Source organism: Ekhidna sp. (genome assembly GCF_965228795.1).
Taxonomy (GTDB): Bacteria; Bacteroidota; Bacteroidia; order Cytophagales; family Cyclobacteriaceae; genus Ekhidna.
Genome location: NZ_OZ245839.1, coordinates 3,197,066 through 3,216,601, shown reverse-complemented (window position 1 = coordinate 3,216,601; position 19,536 = coordinate 3,197,066). Strand labels below are relative to the sequence as shown.

The 19,536-nt window shown below is 40.2% G+C and carries 20 protein-coding genes and 2 tRNA genes; 8 read left to right on the top strand and 14 right to left on the bottom strand.

What is annotated here, in order from left to right:
- The first annotated feature begins 138 nt into the window (after window positions 1-138).
- Both ACQK2H_RS14515 and ACQK2H_RS14510 read left to right on the top strand, forming a co-directional pair.
- The gene (locus ACQK2H_RS14515) at window positions 139-492 is read left to right on the top strand and encodes a SiaC family regulatory phosphoprotein (protein WP_425392093.1); all 354 of its coding nucleotides are present in this window, start codon (window positions 139-141) and stop codon (window positions 490-492) included.
- Window positions 493-577: 85 nt separating this feature from the next.
- Window positions 578-1,138, top strand: coding sequence for a hypothetical protein (locus ACQK2H_RS14510; RefSeq protein ID WP_425392092.1), 561 nt, complete (start codon window positions 578-580; stop codon window positions 1,136-1,138).
- Here the strand turns inward: ACQK2H_RS14510 and ACQK2H_RS14505 are convergent.
- The 5 genes from ACQK2H_RS14505 to ACQK2H_RS14485 form a co-directional block, all read right to left on the bottom strand.
- Window positions 1,135-1,491, bottom strand: a complete 357-nt coding sequence (locus tag ACQK2H_RS14505; RefSeq protein ID WP_425392091.1) for an STAS/SEC14 domain-containing protein — start codon at window positions 1,489-1,491, stop codon at window positions 1,135-1,137. The two genes, ACQK2H_RS14510 and ACQK2H_RS14505, sit on opposite strands and share 4 nt — an antisense overlap.
- Before the next feature lie 96 nt (window positions 1,492-1,587).
- Window positions 1,588-2,043, bottom strand: a complete 456-nt coding sequence (locus ACQK2H_RS14500; protein ID WP_425392090.1) for a hypothetical protein — start codon at window positions 2,041-2,043, stop codon at window positions 1,588-1,590.
- Window positions 2,044-2,508 (bottom strand): hypothetical protein, encoded by a 465-nt coding sequence (locus ACQK2H_RS14495; RefSeq protein WP_425392089.1) that lies wholly within the window; start codon window positions 2,506-2,508, stop codon window positions 2,044-2,046. It lies immediately after the preceding gene.
- Between the two features lie 19 nt (window positions 2,509-2,527).
- The gene (locus ACQK2H_RS14490) at window positions 2,528-4,408 is read right to left on the bottom strand and encodes an ABC-F family ATP-binding cassette domain-containing protein (protein ID WP_425392088.1); all 1,881 of its coding nucleotides are present in this window, start codon (window positions 4,406-4,408) and stop codon (window positions 2,528-2,530) included.
- A 59-nt stretch (window positions 4,409-4,467) separates the two neighbouring features.
- On the bottom strand, window positions 4,468-6,456 hold the full coding sequence (locus tag ACQK2H_RS14485; protein ID WP_425392087.1) for an ATP-binding protein: 1,989 nt from the start codon (window positions 6,454-6,456) through the stop codon (window positions 4,468-4,470).
- A 140-nt stretch (window positions 6,457-6,596) separates the two neighbouring features.
- Here ACQK2H_RS14485 and ACQK2H_RS14480 point away from each other — a divergent pair, with 140 nt between their 5' ends.
- On the top strand, window positions 6,597-7,766 hold the full coding sequence (locus ACQK2H_RS14480) for a PQQ-dependent sugar dehydrogenase (protein WP_425392086.1): 1,170 nt from the start codon (window positions 6,597-6,599) through the stop codon (window positions 7,764-7,766).
- Here ACQK2H_RS14480 and ACQK2H_RS14475 read toward each other — a convergent pair.
- The 3 genes from ACQK2H_RS14475 to ACQK2H_RS14465 are packed head-to-tail and all read right to left on the bottom strand — an operon-like array spanning window position 7,763 to window position 10,601.
- A complete protein-coding gene (locus tag ACQK2H_RS14475) occupies window positions 7,763-8,083 on the bottom strand; it encodes a potassium channel family protein (protein ID WP_425392085.1) in 321 nt (106 codons plus the stop codon). The genes ACQK2H_RS14480 and ACQK2H_RS14475 overlap by 4 nt on opposite strands.
- A gap of 21 nt (window positions 8,084-8,104) precedes the next feature.
- A complete protein-coding gene (locus ACQK2H_RS14470) occupies window positions 8,105-9,241 on the bottom strand; it encodes a M23 family metallopeptidase (protein ID WP_425392084.1) in 1,137 nt (378 codons plus the stop codon).
- Between the two features lie 46 nt (window positions 9,242-9,287).
- On the bottom strand, window positions 9,288-10,601 hold the full coding sequence (locus tag ACQK2H_RS14465) for a toxin-antitoxin system YwqK family antitoxin (protein ID WP_425392083.1): 1,314 nt from the start codon (window positions 10,599-10,601) through the stop codon (window positions 9,288-9,290).
- Window positions 10,602-10,701: 100 nt separating this feature from the next.
- On the opposite strand from ACQK2H_RS14465, the gene ACQK2H_RS14460 reads away from it, so the two are divergent.
- Both ACQK2H_RS14460 and ACQK2H_RS14455 read left to right on the top strand, forming a co-directional pair.
- A complete protein-coding gene (locus tag ACQK2H_RS14460) occupies window positions 10,702-11,544 on the top strand; it encodes a prephenate dehydrogenase (RefSeq protein WP_425392082.1) in 843 nt (280 codons plus the stop codon).
- A 123-nt stretch (window positions 11,545-11,667) separates the two neighbouring features.
- Window positions 11,668-12,195 carry a lipocalin family protein gene (locus tag ACQK2H_RS14455; protein ID WP_425392081.1) on the top strand — a complete coding sequence of 176 codons (528 nt, stop codon included), beginning with the start codon at window positions 11,668-11,670 and terminating at the stop codon, window positions 12,193-12,195.
- A gap of 87 nt (window positions 12,196-12,282) precedes the next feature.
- Here the strand turns inward: ACQK2H_RS14455 and ACQK2H_RS14450 are convergent, their stop codons facing one another.
- The 4 genes from ACQK2H_RS14450 to ACQK2H_RS14435 form a co-directional block, all read right to left on the bottom strand.
- Window positions 12,283-13,461, bottom strand: a complete 1,179-nt coding sequence (locus ACQK2H_RS14450) for an acetyl-CoA C-acyltransferase (RefSeq protein WP_425392080.1) — start codon at window positions 13,459-13,461, stop codon at window positions 12,283-12,285.
- A 137-nt stretch (window positions 13,462-13,598) separates the two neighbouring features.
- Window positions 13,599-14,417, bottom strand: a complete 819-nt coding sequence (locus ACQK2H_RS14445; RefSeq protein WP_425392079.1) for a hypothetical protein — start codon at window positions 14,415-14,417, stop codon at window positions 13,599-13,601.
- The gene (locus ACQK2H_RS14440) at window positions 14,414-15,382 is read right to left on the bottom strand and encodes a vWA domain-containing protein (RefSeq protein WP_425392078.1); all 969 of its coding nucleotides are present in this window, start codon (window positions 15,380-15,382) and stop codon (window positions 14,414-14,416) included. The genes ACQK2H_RS14445 and ACQK2H_RS14440 overlap by 4 nt, the downstream gene beginning before the upstream one ends.
- A gap of 133 nt (window positions 15,383-15,515) precedes the next feature.
- Window positions 15,516-16,250 (bottom strand): toxin-antitoxin system YwqK family antitoxin, encoded by a 735-nt coding sequence (locus ACQK2H_RS14435; RefSeq protein ID WP_425392077.1) that lies wholly within the window; start codon window positions 16,248-16,250, stop codon window positions 15,516-15,518.
- A gap of 169 nt (window positions 16,251-16,419) precedes the next feature.
- On the opposite strand from ACQK2H_RS14435, the gene ACQK2H_RS14430 reads away from it, so the two are divergent.
- Window positions 16,420-16,506: transfer RNA gene (locus ACQK2H_RS14430), tRNA-Ser, on the top strand.
- A gap of 32 nt (window positions 16,507-16,538) precedes the next feature.
- A tRNA-Arg gene (locus ACQK2H_RS14425) sits at window positions 16,539-16,612 on the top strand.
- 1,154 nt (window positions 16,613-17,766) lie between these two features.
- Here the strand turns inward: ACQK2H_RS14425 and ACQK2H_RS14420 are convergent.
- Window positions 17,767-18,066 (bottom strand): hypothetical protein, encoded by a 300-nt coding sequence (locus ACQK2H_RS14420; RefSeq protein ID WP_425392076.1) that lies wholly within the window; start codon window positions 18,064-18,066, stop codon window positions 17,767-17,769.
- Between the two features lie 70 nt (window positions 18,067-18,136).
- Complete coding sequence (locus ACQK2H_RS14415) at window positions 18,137-18,508, bottom strand: hypothetical protein (protein WP_425392075.1); 372 nt, start codon at window positions 18,506-18,508, stop codon at window positions 18,137-18,139.
- A gap of 127 nt (window positions 18,509-18,635) precedes the next feature.
- Between ACQK2H_RS14415 and ACQK2H_RS14410 the strand changes: the two genes are divergently transcribed.
- Window positions 18,636-19,199, top strand: a complete 564-nt coding sequence (locus ACQK2H_RS14410) for an EF-hand domain-containing protein (protein WP_425392074.1) — start codon at window positions 18,636-18,638, stop codon at window positions 19,197-19,199.
- Window positions 19,200-19,536: the final 337 nt, after the last annotated feature.

The following is a 19,536-nucleotide window of genomic DNA, read 5'->3' as shown; positions in this document are numbered from 1 at the left end:
TACGAATGACAGTATGGCTAAACTTGTGATAATGATGTCGTAAAAAAAGCGACAATTGACGAATAGCCTGGATACAGGTTCTCAGCTTTCGTTAATTTGTGGTCGATTAAGCGAAACTGTTATTTTTAGTATTATTTAATGTCCTCCGAGAAATCCTTGGAATTATCCACTCGAACTGAGCATGGTATATTCATGCTTGAAGGTTGGTCTGTAGGTGAAGAGTATCACCCGGTCTATCGTGAATTGATAGATAAACTCATCGTGTATTTCAGACGAAATGAACGATTGGTGCTTTATTTCAATCTTCAGCTCTTTGACAAAAGATCTTTGAGTTATATCCTAAAGATACTGGGCCTCTTAAATGTTGAGTTTAGAAAGGGGAGGAATATTACTGTTAAATGGGGATGGACTTCAAATACCAGCCTAATGAAAGCTACGGGTAAGGATCTTAAAGAGCTTTGTGATTTTTCGTTTGAACTGTTTGAAGCATAACAATTCTCAAATCCGTATTTGATGCAAAAATAAATACCAATTAGTTGCTATTTAACTAATTAAGGATTGTGTGTTGATTTGGAATATGAAATCAATAATTGCTTCCTTGCTCTGTCTGGTATCGCTCAATTTAGTAGCAAAGCGAGCTCACTTATCAGAACCGTATAATGTCGAAAAAAGAATACTGGTGTTGTCTCTTAAATTGGATAAGGAGATGATGGCGCTTTCTAAATACAAAAACCTCAAAGAATTTTGCAACGATGATAATTATAGACAGACTATTTTAGGCCTGCTGGATCATATTCATGATTATCATGACATGCTCGAAGAAGACCTTCAAGCAACTACCTACGATCACTCAAAACGCACCATTAGTCGTATTTTAAATCACATGGATAAACTGGATAAGAAGTTTAATCCGTCAGACTTTACAGGGTTTTTTAGGGAGCAATGCTCTTTTCAATCCAGGATAGAAGAGTATTCAGATCACTATAAGGCAGGCTTTGGAACACATGCATATCATGGAAAGGTTTATGCGCAAGAAGTGGTGATGTACAGATACCTGAAGCGATTAACCAAAAGAATTAAGCGTATAAAAAAACATGTTGAATACTTTTACATCAGGAGAAGGGTTTGGGAACACTAAGATGCCAGGTAGTTCTTTGCTTCCTCTTCATCCTCAAAAGGCTTCACATCTGTATTGGTGACCAGTGCGTATCCTTTTAGCATGATCTTCTTAATTCCGCTGACTCCTAATACAGCCCTTTTTTCGGATTTCCCTTTGAAATATTGTTTACCGTAGTGCTTCAAGCGATCCATTACCTCCGGATCAGTGAAGGTTCCTCGAACATCAAGCAATAAATAGATTTTATCACTTGCCTCGACGTAGTGCTTTTTCATATCCTCAAGATTGGCAAGTACTACTTCCTTCGATTTCATGTCCTTGAAGTTGACATACAAAATCTTTCTTCCCTTATGGGTTATGTATGATACAGGCATTGGGGTGTTAAAAAGTTGTCTGCTATAAATTTAATTATATTCGATTAAATTATTGATCGAACACATTTGGAAGAAAATGCTAGCCTTGGAAATCAGCTATCGATAACTGACTTTTTCAACCGGAAGGTTATTTAACTCACAGTAGGCTTCAAGTTCATGTTGAATTTGAGCTTTATTCGACGAATCGTAATCAAAATGGTAGGTGAAGTCAAACTCCTTTGTCATCACACTTACTCGTTCAGGTTTGAGTTGCACCACCTTGATTTCCTTGTGCTGAATGGTTTTGGGTTTGTAGAATAGCCCCTTGAAGAACGAAATCTCGTTTTCATTTAGGTTGATTTGAGGTGCATACTTAGGGCGTTTAGGTTTTAAAACAGAGAAGTAGTAGAAGCCATAGAAGCCAGCTAAGCTAATTTGAAGTATGGCTAAAATCAGCATGAAAGTATCATCTGGCTTTCTCAGGTTTAAAACACCCTGAGCAAGAAAAATAGCCATGAGTATGATGTGAAGTGTTTGCTGTCCTTTGGGCTGTTCCAGATACAGTGTTTTCATCTATAGTACTATCAATTGATCTTTTTCGTCTTGATTCAGTCCCAATTCTGATTCTAGCAAAAATGGAGTGGGGGTCTTGCTAAACATAATGGCAAGTGTTAATGAAGCAATGATAAGGTGGAGTAGCTCTCCATTGATCAGTGCAGCAACTGATGCAAACAATGCACACCCTTCTAACATGGCCATTCGAATGATGTGAGCTGTTTGAAAAGAAGCAAGTTTCTGGCTCAGTGTTTTCTCAAGCAATGCGGTCTTTTTCAATGCAGCTTTAAACACCACCGGGTATGTGGCTAACATGATGAAGAAATATGCCGGGGAAAGGTAATCAAGCACTTCAATGGAAGGCTGACTGACTTCATCTGAAACGATTAAAATGGCAGCCATTACAGCGAATAATCCTGCACCTCCCATTAATGCAAAATGGAGCAATCGAATGAGTTTAAGTTGATCCTTTGCGGTAGCCATAGTACAATCTTTAGATAAATTAAGCCAATTCTTCCCACTTTTCCATCAGGGAAGATAGCTCTTCTTTCTTCTGATTGTATTCGACGTTTACTTTCTCATACTCTTGAGGGTTTTCGTAGATCTGAGGATCCGCCATTTGAGTTTCGAGAAGTTTGATATTTGCTTCCAGAGCTTCAATTTCCTGTTCTACTTTTTTTAATTCTTTGGCCGCATGTTGTTCCTCAGTATTGTTGCGCTGTTTTGTATGTTCTTTCTTTTTTTCAGGCTTACTTTCTTTGGTGGTTGCCTCGGTTTTTTGATCCTTTTTGTTCTTGTCCCACCACCATGAAAACTCTTTAAAATCTCCAGGGTATTCTTTCACCTCCTTATCCTCAATCCACCAGATCTTATTAGCTACTTGCGAAATAAAATGCCTGTCGTGCGATACCAACAGTAGCGTACCTTCGTATTGTTGCAGTGCCTGAACCAGAATGCTTACACTCATCATGTCCAAATGGTTGGTAGGCTCATCCAGCAATAAAAAATTAGCCTCTGAAATCAGCGTTTTGGCAAGTGCGACCCTGGATTTTTCACCACCTGAAAGGACTTTAATCTTCTTGAAGACCTCATCATCAGAAAATAAGAAGCAGCCTAGCACGCTTCTGAGCTCTTGTTCGGTTTTGCCTGTCCCAGCCTGCTTCAGTTCTTCCAGGAGATCATTTTGAATATTGAGATCCTCTAGCTGATGCTGCGCATAAAATGAGTTGATTACATTATGACCGGTTTGTACTTTCCCTTCATGCGGTTCAGTACCTGCTACTATTCTAAGAAGTGTGGATTTTCCTTTTCCATTCGCTCCAATCAAAGCGATTTTGTCTCCTCGCTCTATTCCAATGGAGGCATTTTTAAGTATTTCAAGATCCCCATAGGCTTTTGAAATATGCTCTAGTCTTTTGACGTGTCTTCCGGATTTGGTTTTAAAGTTGAAACGGAAGTTCACCTTCATATTTTCATCCACCACTTCCTCTACACGATCCATCTTTTCCAGCATCTTCATCTTGGATTGTGCCTGGCTTGCTTTGGTAGCTTTTGCCTTAAATCGCTCGATGAATCGCTCGGCCTCCTTAATTTTCTTCTGCTGGTTTTCGTATGCATTCTGTTGAAGCTCATTTCTCAGAGCTTTCTCTTCTTCATAGAAGTCATAGTTTCCGGAATACACATTCAGGTCAGCTTGCGATACCTCTACAATCTTGTTTACCGTTCGGTTTAGAAATTCCCTATCGTGAGAAACGATGATATAGGCACCCTCATACGATTGAAGGTAGTTTTCGATCCACTGAATGGAAGGTAAGTCCAGGTGGTTGGTAGGCTCATCCAGCATGAGCAGGCTAGGCTTTTCTAAAAGTAATTTTGCGAGCATCACTCGCATTCGCCAACCCCCGGAAAATTCACTCAATGGTCGTGAAAGATCACTAGTTTTAAAGCCGATTCCCTCCAGTATTTCCTCTGCTTTAGATTGTAAGGAGTAACCTTCATTTGCTTCAAAGCGCTCCTGCAGTTTGGTTAGTTTACCTACCAATTCATCGCGGTAGTTTTCCTCCATTTCTTTAATCACCTTATCGATCTCTTTCTGAATCTTCATGGATTCCGCGAAAGCCGTCATTGCCACAGATAGAATCGAATCCTGAGTTTGAAAGGAGAGGAGGTCCTGATTTAAAAATCCAATGGTGGTGTCCTTACTCATGGATATCTTACCACCGGAAGGTTGTGCGTCACCCACCATCATTTTGAGCAACGTGGATTTACCCGTTCCATTCAGTCCTATCAGCCCAATTTTATCTTTTGGGCCAATGAATAATGATGCTTCATCGTACAATGCCCGGTCCCCCAGGTAGTAAGAAAGATTCGTAATATCGATCATGCGCGCAAAAGTAATTGCATTGCTAGACAGAGGATGGAAACAATGGAAAAACTATCTGATTATACAGGTATTATTACGATGAATGTTGCACCATTTCCTTCTTCGCTTTCCAAGTTAATTGTTCCACCGAGGAGATTTACCAATGTTTTGACAATGGATAGCCCTAATCCGGTCGAACTCTCTCCTGCAGTCGGTCTTGCAGAAAGCCTTTGAAATTTCTTGAACAACTTGCTTTTATCCAGCTCTTTAAAGCCCGGGCCATTGTCCTGAACTTTTAATATGAGACTTTTCTCATCCGTGGAAATGTGAAAATTAACCTCACCACCTTTAGGCGTAAACTTAAGTGCGTTTGATAGTAGATTGTCTGCTATCCTTCCGAGGATATTTACGTCGGTACGCACCAATGTTTGATCTGAATCAAGCGCACATTTAAATGCAATGTCCTTTTTTTCGGCAGTTGATTTATATGCTATCCGCTTCTTATCAAAGAATTCTTTGATATCTAAGGACATCATTTTTACTTCATAATCACCCTGTTCATATACTTTGAGCTCCGTCAGGTTTTCTATCATGGCCCTGCCATCGATAGTCACCTTCTTGATCATTTCATTAAACTCGGCAGACTGTCCTTTCAAATCTGTTCCCATCATTTCGCTGATGCCCTGAATGCTTGAAAGTGGCGCTTTTAGGTCATGAGCAACCACCGCCATTAAGTGGTCTTTTTCCTTGATTGCTTTTTGTAGCTCGTCATTCTTTGTTTCAATGATGTGATTTTTATCCCGTAGCGCCTTGGTTCGGCGATCAACAATTTCTTCGAGCTCCTTATTTACCTTTTTTAAGTGATTTGAAAGTTCCTCTTTGCCTTTTAGTGCAAAAAGATACCGGGCTGATAGGAGGATCATTAATTGAATAATGTAAATGGTAATTCCAATGTACATCATCTCAAAAGAATATGCCGGTATAACGTATTGACTACTCAGCATATCATATACTAAGGTTATAAATACTGCAGAATATCCGAAGAGTAGAAACCTTGCTCCGTATTTTTTCACAATGGCCGCCTGAATGAGACAAATCAAGAGGTAGATGCCTATAATTATGTTATACGCATGAAGATATGGTATGATTGAATACGTAATCTTGGGGTGAATGCTCAATACAAAAAGACTAATCACTATGGCAACTATTGCTGCTATATCAATGATTTTTTTCGGATAAAATTTTGGAAATATTTCTCTCAGGAATAAAGCATTGGCTGGTCCTGTCAGGGCGACAGCCAGGTAAAAAATCTTCTTTAAAGTAATCCAACTTGTACCTGGGAATAGGTCCATGATGGTCAGGTCGCCTCGGGTGATAATTATCATGATGAGGGTCATGCAAACAATCGCAAAGTAGATGCAAAATTTTTCCTTAGGGTTAAGCACAAAAATTGTCAACTGAAATAATCCTCCAATCAGGATACATCCGAGTATAACAAGCTTAATGGTTCGATTGAGCTCAAACTTATTGAACAGCCTGGATTCAAAATCAATTGTAGGGGCATACCACAATCCACCGGTTTTGTGTTCAAAATTGCTAATATGGAAAATCAATGTAACTGTATCACCGGCATTAACCTTAAAATCAAAGACCCTATAATCAATCTTTGGCATACTTTCAGCCTTACTTCTTCCCGGTTTTCCAACTTGCCCGATTAGTTGTTCATTGGCAAACACCTTATATGCCAGACTGATTTCATCAACTTCAATGGCGAGCGTAGTGTCCGGAAGATTTTTTGGGTAAACAAATGAGCGATAATAGGTTCCATACCCATTTGCACCTATTGGTTTGCCTTCCCATTTGGGATTGTTCCATACACTAGGGACATTAATAGCTACACTTTGTGTGTTTTGTGTTATTTCATCATAACTGAGGAAGTCATTCATCGCCAGATTCCATTCTCCCTTAAGTTTTAAAGGATTTCCTTCGAATGTGACGATTCCATCATTTGCATAACATGATATGCCACAAATGAATAGTATGATGTATTGGATTGACTTGGTGAGCAAAGTATCTTAATGAAAATCACCGAAATGTATTAAAACAATAGGTACGTTTTAAGATTATTCTATTTAACTGGTTAATTCTTCGATTGAAGAAACCAAAAACTGTTTTCTACAGATTTCTTAACTTCAAAGAAAAAATTGCTATGAATAAGGGCTTATTTCTTGTCTTATTGATTTTGGGACTTTCATGTTCTTCAAACAATGCGAATACTTCAGCGGAAACAGATGGCGAGCCAGAGATGGATCTTACCTCTACAGAAGGACTGAATCTGGGTGAAATAGTGCTTCCGGAAGGTTTTGAAATAGAGGTATTTGCACGCGTAAATAATGCCAGATCGATGGTGCTGACTGAGAACGGAACTTTGTTTGTCGGAAATAGAGGGGGAGATAAAGTATATGCCCTGCGAGATACTGATGGTGACTGGAAGGCGGATGAAAAGTATGTGATTGCAAGTGATATGCGTATGCCTAACGGTGTTGCTTTTAAAGATGGCTCACTCTATGTTGCCGAAGTTTCAAAGCTTTGGCGGTTTGACAATATAGAGGCGAATTTGGATAATCCTCCAGCACCTGTTAAAATTTATGATGACTACCCAACAGATGGCCATCATGGTTGGAAATACATTGCATTCGGCCCTGATGGAAAACTGTACGTTCCAGTAGGTGCGCCATGTAATATCTGTGAAAGTAAAAATGAAATGTATGCGAGTATCACCCGAATGAATCCGGATGGATCAGATCGTGAGGTTTATGCCCATGGTGTACGGAATACAGTAGGTTTTACCTGGCACCCTGAAACCGGAGAAATGTGGTTTACTGATAATGGAAGAGACTGGTTGGGGAATAATGAGCCGCCATGTGAATTGAACCGAATCAGTGAACCAGGCCAGCATTTTGGATATCCTTATTGCCATGGAGGATATCTGAAAGATCCGGAATTTGGTCATAAATATCCATGTGATGATTTTGTAAAACCGGCTCAGAACCTGGGTCCACATGTTGCTCCTTTAGGAGTGAAGTTTTGTACAAGTGATGCGTTCCCTTCAGAATATAAGCACAAGGTATTGATAGCGGAACACGGCTCATGGAACAGGGACGAGGATGTAGGGCATACCGGTCATAAGATCACCATGGTCACTGAGGTAGATGGAGAGGGTGTAGCTTATGAAGACTTTGCAACTGGATTTTTGAACGAAGAGACGAATACTGCCTGGGCAAGACCTGTGGATTTGATCTTCGCTTCAGATGGATCGATGCTCGTGTCTGATGATTTAGCCGGAACGATATTCAGGATCAGCTACAAAGGCGATTAGGATTTCTTTTTTTTACGTCGTATTACATTTTTGCTGTAGTGTAAATAAAGCGTGTTAATAAAGGAAAGAATGATCCCAACTCCGATGGTTATGTAAATGACTGTGAATATTTTTCCCCAATCTGTTTGAGGGGCAAAATCACCAAATCCGATGGTGGTGAGCGTAATAAATGAAAAATAGAATGCGTCAAGATAACTCCATCCTTCGAGCTCATGATACGCAATAGTCCCAATGATCAAAATGGTGATGCCGGTTAAGATCAAGTCTCTGTACTCTTTGTCGGACAGGAATGATTTGATGGTTCTAAAGAAAATCATGGAATCAATTTAATGATTCTCTTAGAATTTACTGAGCTGATTTTTGTCAATAAAGCCGGTGAGCGCTTCTCCGTTTGAAACGCGCAGGTAGTGATGGTTTACTGCTTGTATGGCGATTTTAGATCCATTCAGCAATGTGTCTATATCAACGGCATTCTTATCCATTTGGCTTTTAATGATTAATGACTTTGAAAGCACAATAATGCTGTCCAAAAGAGAAGTGTCCGGCAGAAAGTAGTCAGGTCGGTCATATTCGGGCACAATGAATGCATAGGGATCAATGGGGCCATTTTTGTAAATGCCAAAGTGTAGGTGTGGAGGGGTGAATCGTGCATTTCCGGTATTCCCCACAGTGCCAATGGTGTCTCCGGGATTTACCGTTTGATAGCGTTTGACTTTTTGTTCTTGTAAGTGGGCAAAATATAGATTAGTTCCTCTTTTTCGATCATATAGCCAAACCACCTTACCTCCAAGTCCTCTTGTTCCAACGAACCGAACCTCTGCTTTGGTAGGAGCAAGAATCGGTGTGTGCCGCCTTGCGAAAATGTCAACACCATGATGTTCACGCCTGCCACCATCCCGAGGATCCCCAAAAACACTCTGAATGGCACGTTTATCCTTGCCGGCCACAGGAAATGCTAAAGTTGGAACGTTCTCAATAGTGATGGTGTAATTTCCACCACGTAGAAGCTCAGGTTGCAATCGCAGCAAGTAGGAGGCATCCTTTCTGGGTTCAAATCCCAGTTGCAAGGTGCTGTCCGCAGATGCAACGTGCATGAATTCATTAAGTGAATCATTCTCTACACGAAATAGATCTACGAAAACTTTGGTGGTGTCCTTGGTGAGGAGACGAATGTCTACAATTATTTTTTGACCTCTCTTCACATCAAAGCGATAGCCGAGGGCATCTGGTTTTAACGGTGACAGAACAAAGGCCTCTTGATAAGGCAGGCTGACATTGATTTGACGTTCAAATGGTTTCGATGAAGCTTCAATCCAATCTTTACCCAGTGCCGTATTTAGCAGGTTGGCCTGCTTCAAGGAATACCAGTAAGCCTCATGATCGTTTCGTGGATAAAATCTTTCAGGTACTTTCTCTTCCGTGCAACCTAGCAGGAAGAGCAGTAAGATGGTTGTGGTGGTCACCTTCACTTTCATGACCATTAATTACGAGAAGCCGCCGTTTCAGTTCGGAAAAACTTGATTACTGGTTTTCTTCTTTGTTTATTATTTCCCCATGCTTGTAGGTGATTACTTCCTCCAAGTTGCCCTTTTTATCAAAGTACTTCCATTCACCATGACGTCTGTTTCTCACATACTTACCTGAATATTCTACTTGTCCATTTTTATAATAGGTGGTGTATTCACCCTGTAGCAGGTTTAACTCATAAAGACCCTCAACTTTAAGCTTTCCATTCAGGTAATATTGGTTGTAAGGACCATATTTATTACCGAAACGATAGGTGGTTTCGGTGATCTTTTGTCCTTTATCATACGACTCACTCACTCCATGAAGTTTACCTTTTTCAAATCGCTTAATTTCCAATAAGTCACCCTTTGCAGTCCATTTTTTCCAGGTACCGTGAGGTAACTCGTTTTCAAGTTCTTTTTCTGATATGAGCTGACCTTTATCAGTGTATTCCTTGATAGTGGCATTCAGGCCATTGTTAGAAAAGCTGGAAGCTAATCTCACTTCTCCATTTTCATGGTAGTCTACACTCTTACCTACTCTATACCCATCGCGATACTTGTACTCACTTTTGGTGCTACCGTCATCAAAGTATACAAAATACGCTCCCTGCAATGCACCATCAGCATAATTTCCTGTTGCTTTAAGTTGTCCATTTTCATGATACATTTTTACCGTACCACTTCTATCGCCTTGCTTATTGACCACCTCCAATTCTATTTTACCGGAAGGGTAGTAGGTGGTGTAGTTTCCATCCAGGAGGCCATCCTTATACTCTGCTGACAGTTTTAGGTTCCCATTTTCATAATATTGCTTGGTGATCCCATTGGGCTTGCCATCCTTATAGATCACCTCTTCTTTGACATTTCCATTGTCATAGTATGCGTAGACAGGTCCATCCGGCTTACCTCTTTCAAATTTTGTAGCTCCCTTGAGCTTTCCTTCTTCATTGTAGAGTTTAATCTCACCAACGATTGTATCCTTTTCAAAGGTGGTTTCCTGGAGAAGGTTTCCTTTCGGAGAAAACACTTGGGTGAGCCCTTCTCTTAGATCATTTTTATAGATGGTTTGTCGCTGTATGGAGCCATCCGGATAGTAATTGTAAAAAATGCCATGCTTGTTACCTTCATCAAACTCACCGGAAACAATGATATTGCCTTTGATATCATACATTTTATAGATACCGTCTACCAGTGAACTGTCTCCATTGAGGATTTGATATTCTTCTTTAAGCTCACCGGTTTCGTAAAAGGTCTTCACCTCCCGTGACTGTGCAAATGCCAGGCTAAGGATGAAATAAAAAGTGAATGATAGGGTCAGGTTTTTCATAACGTATGATGAACGTATGGCTTGATTATATAGTACAAATTTAGAAGTCGAACCTAAGAATAATATTGTTTGACCTAATTTTCCGAATAAAGGCTTTGGCATGAATGTACTATTAGTGGGTGTAGGTTTGATTGGAGGCTCATTTTCGCTAGCACTAAAACATCGAACCGATTTGACTTTTGGTGGATATGATAATAGGGAGGAAGCACAGAATGAGGCCTTTGACCTTGGGATTATTTCTCAAAGGTTTAATCTATTGAGTGAAGGTATTAAATGGGCGGATCTAATTGTTGTTTCAGTACCGGTTAAGGCTATTAGAGGAATACTTCCGGAAATACTTGATCAGATAGAGCCGAATCAAACGATAGTTGATTTCGGTTCTACGAAAGCAGCAATTTGCGCCTCTGTAGCGGATCATGAAAATCGAAAGCAGTTCATTGCGGGACATCCAATAGCGGGTACCGAACACTCAGGACCTTCCGCTGCTTTTGAGGGTCTGTTTAGAGATAAGAATCTAATTCTATGTGATACACGCCTTACTGAGCCTGGCAAGTTGAAAGATTTTGAAGCACTGGCAACAGACGCAGGTTTTAATATCATTCATATGGATTCAAAGGAGCATGACAGGCATCTGGCCTACATCTCTCATTTAAGTCATATCACATCATTTGCATTGAGCAGCGCGGTACTCCAAAAAGAAAAAGATGGTGAAGTAATTCTGGATCTGGCAGGCTCTGGGTTTGCTTCAACGGTTAGATTGGCGAAAAGCTCCCCCGGCATGTGGAGTTCGATATTTATGGAAAATAAAGAAATGGTTTTAAGGAGCATTGAGGCCTACAAGAAGGAACTTGAAAAGCTTGAAGCATTGATAATAGAGAATCAGGACGAAGCACTTGAAAAGTATTTAGAGGATGGAAGGAAAATACGTAGAATTTTACCCTGATTCTTCCAACTAACCGCGCTTATTTTGTGTATAGAAAGACATGAATCGAGCACAAAAATTTATTCGATAACGGCTTATTTTTTTGATGTGAAATTCTATTTCAAAACTGAAAACTATTAAAACATGAAAACAACTATTAAATCATTGTTCTTATCGTTGCTTGCGGCAACATTATTGGTATTTACGTCATGCTCTGATGATGATGGGGTAAGTGGTGATACTTCTGCGCAAATTATAGGTAAGTGGACGTCAGGATCTGTTGTTATTGATGACATCAGCGTTAATGGAGAAGACTTAGCTTCTTACTTTCAGGGTCTGGGCTTACCTCAAGAGTTCATTGATCAATTCCAGGCTTCTCTTGCTGAAGGATTTGAAGATGGCTTCTTAATTGATATTGAGTTTAAGGCGGACGGTACTTACACTTCTACAGATGAAGATGGCACTGATTCTGGCACGTGGGAGCTGACCAACAATGAAACTAAGCTGCTATTGGATAAAAACACGGAAGACGAAATAGAAGTTGATATTGTTTCTTTAACTGATTCAAGATTTGTAGGAACATTTTCTGAAGTGGACAATTCTGAAGATCTGGATGATGACGGAGTAAATGATGAATTAAGTATTTCTGTTACAATCACACTTAACAAGTAATTCTTAAAACCAGGACGAACGAAAAAAAAGGGGCTCAAGCCCCTTTTTTAATTTTGTCAATAGTACTGCTGAGCAGTAAGCTTCAATCTAAACCTTCTCAACTACGATAGCTGAAGCTCCTCCACCACCGTTGCAGATACCAGCACATCCAATTTTACCACCTTTCTTATTAAGAACATTTACAAGCGTGGTAATGATTCTGGCTCCTGAAGTGCCAAGTGGGTGACCCATTGCTACTGCACCACCGAACACATTAAGCTTATCAGCATCTAAGCCAAGCTTTTGTTGGTTAGCAATTGCGACAGCCGAGAACGCTTCGTTTACTTCCCAGAAGTCAACATCTCCTTGTTCAACACCTGCGTGTGCAAGAGCGCGTGGGATTGCCAGGGACGGGGCAGTCGTGAACCAGATTGGCTCTTGAGCAGCATCACCAAAGCCCTTGATCTTAGCTATAAGCGTAAGTCCAAGCTCTTCCGCTTTCTCTTTACTCACTAAGACAAGCGCCGATGCACCATCATTGATGGTAGATGCATTTGCTGCTGTTACTGTTCCTTCTTTTCCAAATACCGGACGAAGAGATGGGATTTTATCGAAGTTTACATTTCTGAATTCCTCATCTTCATCCATTACCACCGGATCTCCTTTTCTTTGAGGAATCTCCACAGGTACGATTTCATCCTTAAATGCTCCTGCCTCAGTTGCTGAAGCGACTCTCTTATAGGAGTTGATAGCGTACTCGTCTTGTGCCTCCCTAGAAATATTCATCTCTTTCGCTGTATTATCAGCGCAATTACCCATTGGGAATCCATTATATACTTCCCAGAGCCCATCATGCATTAATCCGTCGACCATCTGTCCATGTCCGTACTTATAACCAAATCGAGCTTTAGGAATGTAGTACGGTACATTTGACATGCTTTCCATCCCACCGGCTACCACTACATCATTGATACCTAGCATAATGGACTGAGCTCCTAACATTACAGACTTCATCCCGGATGAACATACTTTATTCACAGTGGTGCAAGGCACATTGTGACCAATTCCTGCCGCTATGGCTGCCTGACGAGCGGGTGCCTGACCAAGGTTGGCAGAAAGGACGTTTCCCATGAATACCTCATTGACCTGATCTGCAGCCACCCCTGATTTTTCCAATGCTCCTTTAATGGCGAAAGTGCCAAGTTGAGTAGCAGAAAAGCCTGATAATTTTCCACCGAAACTTCCAATAGGGGTACGTACAGCAGATGCGATGTAAACTTCCTTCATATTAAATGTTGTTATCGTTTGTGATTAAAATCAATAAAAGGTCCCAATCGTTCAAATCGGGACCGCAAAGGTCGTAAAAAATGAGAGCAAATGGTAGTCACACTGAAACAAGTTCAAAGTGACTGAATAGGGGATAATCACCAGTCCGGCTTACCGCTTGGGGGGCGCTTGGTTGCTTTGCGCTTTTGGTGCTGCAGGTATTTGATTTCGCTTTGCCTCATTGCTTCCAATAATTGGCGAGCTTTTTCTTCACTGATTCCCATTTCCTCCAGCTTCTCTTTGGTCATTTGCTCCTGAGACTTCTCTTGCTCTTGTTCTTCACCTTCTTGCTGTTCGTTCTGATTTTGCTGCTCCTGCTGTTGTTTATCCTCTTCAGATTGCTCTTGATTTTCTCCTTTTTGTTCTTCTTTATTTTCCTGCTCCCCGTCTTGTTTCTGATCTTGCTTTTGATCCTGATTTTCGTCCTCTCCGTCCTTGTTTTCCTGATCTTGATTCTGCTGATCCTGATTTTGCTGTTGCTGTTCCTTTTGCTCTTCCAACAGTTTCTTAACAACCTCGTAATTGTAGCGCGCGTCTTGATTGGTCGGATCGGCTTTAATTGCTGACTTCAGTTGTTGCAATGCCTCTTCCAGTTTTCCGGCATCTTTATTCATCACACCTAATTGCTGGTAAGCAATAGATTTAAGTTTCTTATCAGGAGAAGTAGCAAGTTGGTTGTAGTTACTCTTTGCACCAGCTGTATCTCCCAGATGATAGTGTGAGTGAGCTAAGTTCAATTTCAATGCCGCATCATCTACACCTAGCGAGTCTCTTAATAAGGTATATTTAGCCAATGCCAATTCATAGTCACCATTTAAGTAAGCTGTCTCAGCTTCTTTTTTAAGGGTATTGATTTTTGCGATCTCTTTAGGATCGTTTAATAATACAGCCAATATTAAAAGAATTCCGATTCTCATAGTTTAATCAGTTTTACACTAAATAAAACATCCATAACCATCAAAAGAAGCGCTAGTCCCAGAAAGTAGAAATAGCGGTTTTGAGTAGCATCAACTTGCTTTGCGTCCCTCATTTCACCCTCTACATTGTTGATTGCATTTATTAAACGCGCAACATCGTTTCTTGATTCATTTATTTCAAAATATTCTCCACCGGTGTTTTCTGCTAGTTGCTCAAGTGAGGATGAATTTAACTGCGACACCACTTCATTTCCGTCATTATCCTTCTTGTATCCGGTACGTGTAGGAATTTTACTTCCTTGTTTTGTTCCAACTCCTAGTGTAAATAAAGTAATACCTTCCGACTCAAGATCTTCAGCGATCTCATCAGTGTTATCGCCAAAGTCTTCTCCATCACTAATCAATATGGTGATTTTTGATTTCGAACGTGTGACCACTGTATCATCAGCTATCAGCTTTTCTGTAGCCATTTCCAGAGGTGGCCCAAAGTCGGTTCCAAAATTTGGTACCATGTCGGTGTTTAGTGTTTGAATGAAAAGGTTTAAAGCGTTATTGTCATAGGTTAGGGGGCACTGCATATATGCCTCGCTGCTAAACATGATAAGTCCTATGCGGTCTGAGCTAAATGCCTCTACGATATTCTTTAATTCAAACTTCACTTTTTCCAGTCGAGAAGGTTGAACATCTCGTGCATTCATTGATTGGCTTAAGTCGATGCAGATGAAGATATCTTTACCCACTGTTTTTACTTCCCTGGAGGTGTCACCAAAACTAGGGCCAAGCATTGCGGTGATGATAAGTCCAAAGTATATGGTTCGAAGTATGGTTTTAATAACCACTCGTTTTGCAGGAAGTCCTAAACGCCTGGTCGTGCTGACCACCCTCCAAATAAAGGCAAGGTATAGCACGATGAATATCAGTGCGAGTACAATCTCAAATGTACCGATAGCATTTACCCACTTCATAGCCTCCTGTTTTTACTGATCATCGACTTACAATTCATGGTCGGCAAATCTAACAGATCGTAGAGTCCTTTTGAATTGGTTTTTTATGGATTAACATTTTTTAAGGATGAATGTGGTTTTGGAATTGAAAGCTTTAAAAGAGACGCTTTTTCAAGATAATAGGATTACCCTGCGAGCTTTCACAGTGACAGATGATGTCCTGGTATTTGAGGTAGCTTGGGGTGTGCACTTCTGTATCTATAAAGAAATTTCCATCCTCTTCCAACAATAATTTGATGTTTGGATCGACGGGATCAAAGAATTTGTCATCAATGAGTCTGCCAATGTAAAATTTAGGGTCTTTGCATGATTCTGAAGTACTTAACCAAATTAGATTATCAGATGTGCGCGTTGTTATTTGAATAGATAATTTCTCAGTACCATCCATGAGGTATTCCTTGGTGCCAATTCCGGGAACACCATAGCCATAAGGAATTTCTGCTTTAAGCTTTCCTGAAGAGTAGTATGTTTTTCGTATGCCATGAAGTTTGTCGTTTTTATATGGCGTAGCAGCATACAATTTGCCATTGGCGTAATACTTATTGGAAGTGCCTTCTCGCTTCCCCTTATCATATGGCATGGCCAGTAGCACTGTTTTTCCATCGTCATGATATAAGTAAGAAATACCATGTTTTATGCCCTGGTCGTAATTGATAATGGTTTTTAATCGGTCATCTTTTGTGTATTGCCGGATTTCACCGTGCTTAACCTTAGATTCAAACTCTTCATTCGGATCGGAAGTAACCATCTCAAAGAAGTCAAGATAAGCAGAGCGCATGCCTATGATACTAATGATGACAGCAGCGATAAGAATCTGAGTTTTATTCATAGGATCAGAATTAATTCAGGAAATTACTAAAGAATTGAGTCAACGAAATGGATTTTTGACGGTAACTTTTATATTTGCACTCCTTTTTAGGATGTACCCGATTAACGGGTGATTTTTTAAGAAGGTTTTGGCTTGAAAGTAGAGTCAATTTTTTTAAGCTAAATGCCACGGAGAGGTGGGTGAGTGGCTGAAACCACATGTTTGCTAAACATGCGTGCGAGAAATCGTACCGGGGGTTCGAATCCCCCTCTCTCCGCAAACAAAATGCTGCGAAAGCAGCAACCTGAAGGTTCGCTAGCTCAACTGGATAGAGCAACTGCCTTCTAAGCAGTAGGTTCCAGGTTCGAGTCCTGGGCGAATCACGATTATAGGCTCATACTTTATTGTATGAGCCTTTTTTGTTTTCACTAAAGTGATCATGAAATATCCCTCTCTGCCGAACAAATTGCTGCGAGAGAAGCAATTTTAAGGTTAGCTAGCTCTCCCGATAGCTATCGGGAGGTTAGAGCAACTGCTTGTTCCATTACAGTCATTCCATCACGGCTTCTAAGCAGCAGGTTCGAGTCAAGACGTGGCTCAGCCAGTCTTGATGCTGACAAGCTAAAGCTTTGTCATGCATCCTGGGCGAATCACGATTATAGGCTCATACTTTATTGTATGAGCCTTTTTTGTTTTCACTAAAGTGATCATGAAATATCCCTCTCTGCCGAACAAATTGCTGCGAGAGAAGCAATTTTAAGGTTAGCTAGCTCTCCCGATAGCTATCGGGAGGTTAGAGCAACTGCTTGTTCCATTACAGTCATTCCATCACGGCTTCTAAGCAGCAGGTTCGAGTCAAGACGTGGCTCAGCCAGTCTTGATGCTGACAAGCTAAAGCTTTGTCATGCATCCTGGGCGAATCACGATTATAGGCTCATACTTTATTGTATGGGCCTTTTTTGTTTTCACTAAAGTGATCTGAAATATCCCTCTCTGCCGAACAAATTGCTGCGAGAGAAGCAATTTTAAGGTTCGCTAGCTCCCGATAGCTATCGGGAGGTTAGAGCAACTGCTTGTTCCATTACAGTCATTCCATCACGACTTCTAAGCAGCAGGTTCGAGTCAAGACGTGGCTCAGCCAGTCTTGATGCTGACAAGCTAAAGCTTTGTCATGCATCCTGGGCGAATCACGATTATAGGCTCATACTTTATTGTATGAGCCTTTTTTGTTTTCACTAAAGTGATCATGAAATATCCCTCTCTGCCGAACAAATTGCTGCGAGCTAAGCAATTTTAAGGTTCGCTAGCTCTCCCGATAGCTATCGGGAGGTTAGAGCAACTGCTTGTTCCATTACAGTCATTCCATCACGACTTCTAAGCAGCAGGTTCGAGTCAAGACGTGGCTTTGTGCGTCATGATTATGACAAGATGAGATCTGTGTCGTTTCATTCTGAATAATAATACAGGTATACAGGCACAAAAAAAACCTCGCGAATGCGAGGTTTGATTTAGTTAAATAAATCTTGCTTCGTAGTAATTAAAGGGATCCTCTTATTATACGAGTCGCTATTTGTGTGATTGTAGGTTTAACCTTTTCTACATATTCAGTTCGTTCGTTTTCATCTTTAAACTTCACACCTCTTTCTTCTAATATCTCCTCCAGCGTTTCAGTGATTTTTTCACCAAGTGCCGGGAGCTCCTTACCAATCATTTCCATCTGAATCTTAACCGCATCCACAGAATCAGCATTGTTGTCTTCTTGTGGTTGGTTACGATTAATTTTGATTGATTTACACCTTAAGTCTAATTCCTGTACGATTGTTTCAAATTGATTCATAATAATAGTAAACCAGCACAATCTTGAAAATGTTCAAAAAAATCCAAATTTGGGGGTTTTAATTAGATAATTACCTGACCAAAAAATTTATAGCCTCCTCTTTACTTTCAAACCATTCAATGTTTTTGTTTCTTATTGAGTGCCTTGGTATCGCGTTTGAGGTGACCATTTCTTTAAAAATGATTTCTCCAAATCCTACTGAAGCCCACCTCTGAACATGACCTTTGATTTGATCAAAGTATTCAGGGAAGTAATCCAGGATTGCTTTGTTCAATTTTACTCCTGAAATAATCTCTAAAACCAGTGCCGTTGAGCCCTTGAATTTTGAAATGTACTCAAGTGAGTATTTCATTAAAGCAAATTCTTCTTCATGAGGAACCATGGAGTAGTCAATAACAACTATTTCTCTTCCTCGATGAACTTCCGTGTATAATGCTTTCATGATTCAATTAAAGATAGATAAAGAATGATATTTTTGGTTTCGTCTTTAAAATCCGGTTGGTCATCTTTTCATATGCTTTGGTATTCACATTATTACCTATCTTTTGCACACTCAAAAATTTAATGCCATGTTATCTGACTTTCAGAAAGAAAAGATATTCCATTACTTCAGAGTCGTATTAGATCAAGATAGAAATGGGGTCCTTGAGGAGAATGATTTTCGTGAAATCGGAGAGTCTTTATGTGTACTATGGGTTTATAAGCCTGGTACTAAAGAGTACAATGAGGTGATCGATAAGAATATTCAAAGCTGGAATATGTTTAAAAAATATTTTCAGAAACAGGGGGCTGAAGCAAATGAGGAACAGTTTCTTCGGTTTTTCGAAGTATTACTTAAACCCGGAAACGAAGAGGTCTACAAGAAGTGGGTAAAGTACATGATCAGCTCCATTTTCGATTCATTTGATGTAAATGAGGATGGTGTTATGTCGGTTGATGAGTACTCAGATATGTTTATGTGTTATCATATTCCGATAAAGCATTCCGCAAAGGCATTTGTGAAACTAGACAGGGATGGAGATAACTATATTACTAAAAAAGAATTAGTACGAGCAGTAGACGAGTTTTTTAGGTCTAGTGATGAAAATGCACCAGGTAACTGGCTCTTTGGTTTTTGGGGTGATAAAGACTAACCCAAATTATCCAATCGTATACTTTGTCCGAGGGGACGGACGAAGTAAACTTGTCTGTCTGTGACCGCAAGCGTCATCAGCAGACGAAAGCTTTAATTTGTCTGGGTAAAAACAAAACCCCGCGTTTGCGGGGTTCATACACCTACTTGCTACATGAAACTTAAATGGCTGTTGTCTAGGCCATCCTTAGCTGGTTCATATAAGTTTGACACTTTTCTTTTGGTCCTATATATAGAATCTTCAGGTTCTTTTTCACAATCCACTCTCCAGATTCTGTTTTTGATAGTTTAACTGCGTCCTTCCTGGCAAAAAGTTTGAATAAATTAATCATAGCTGC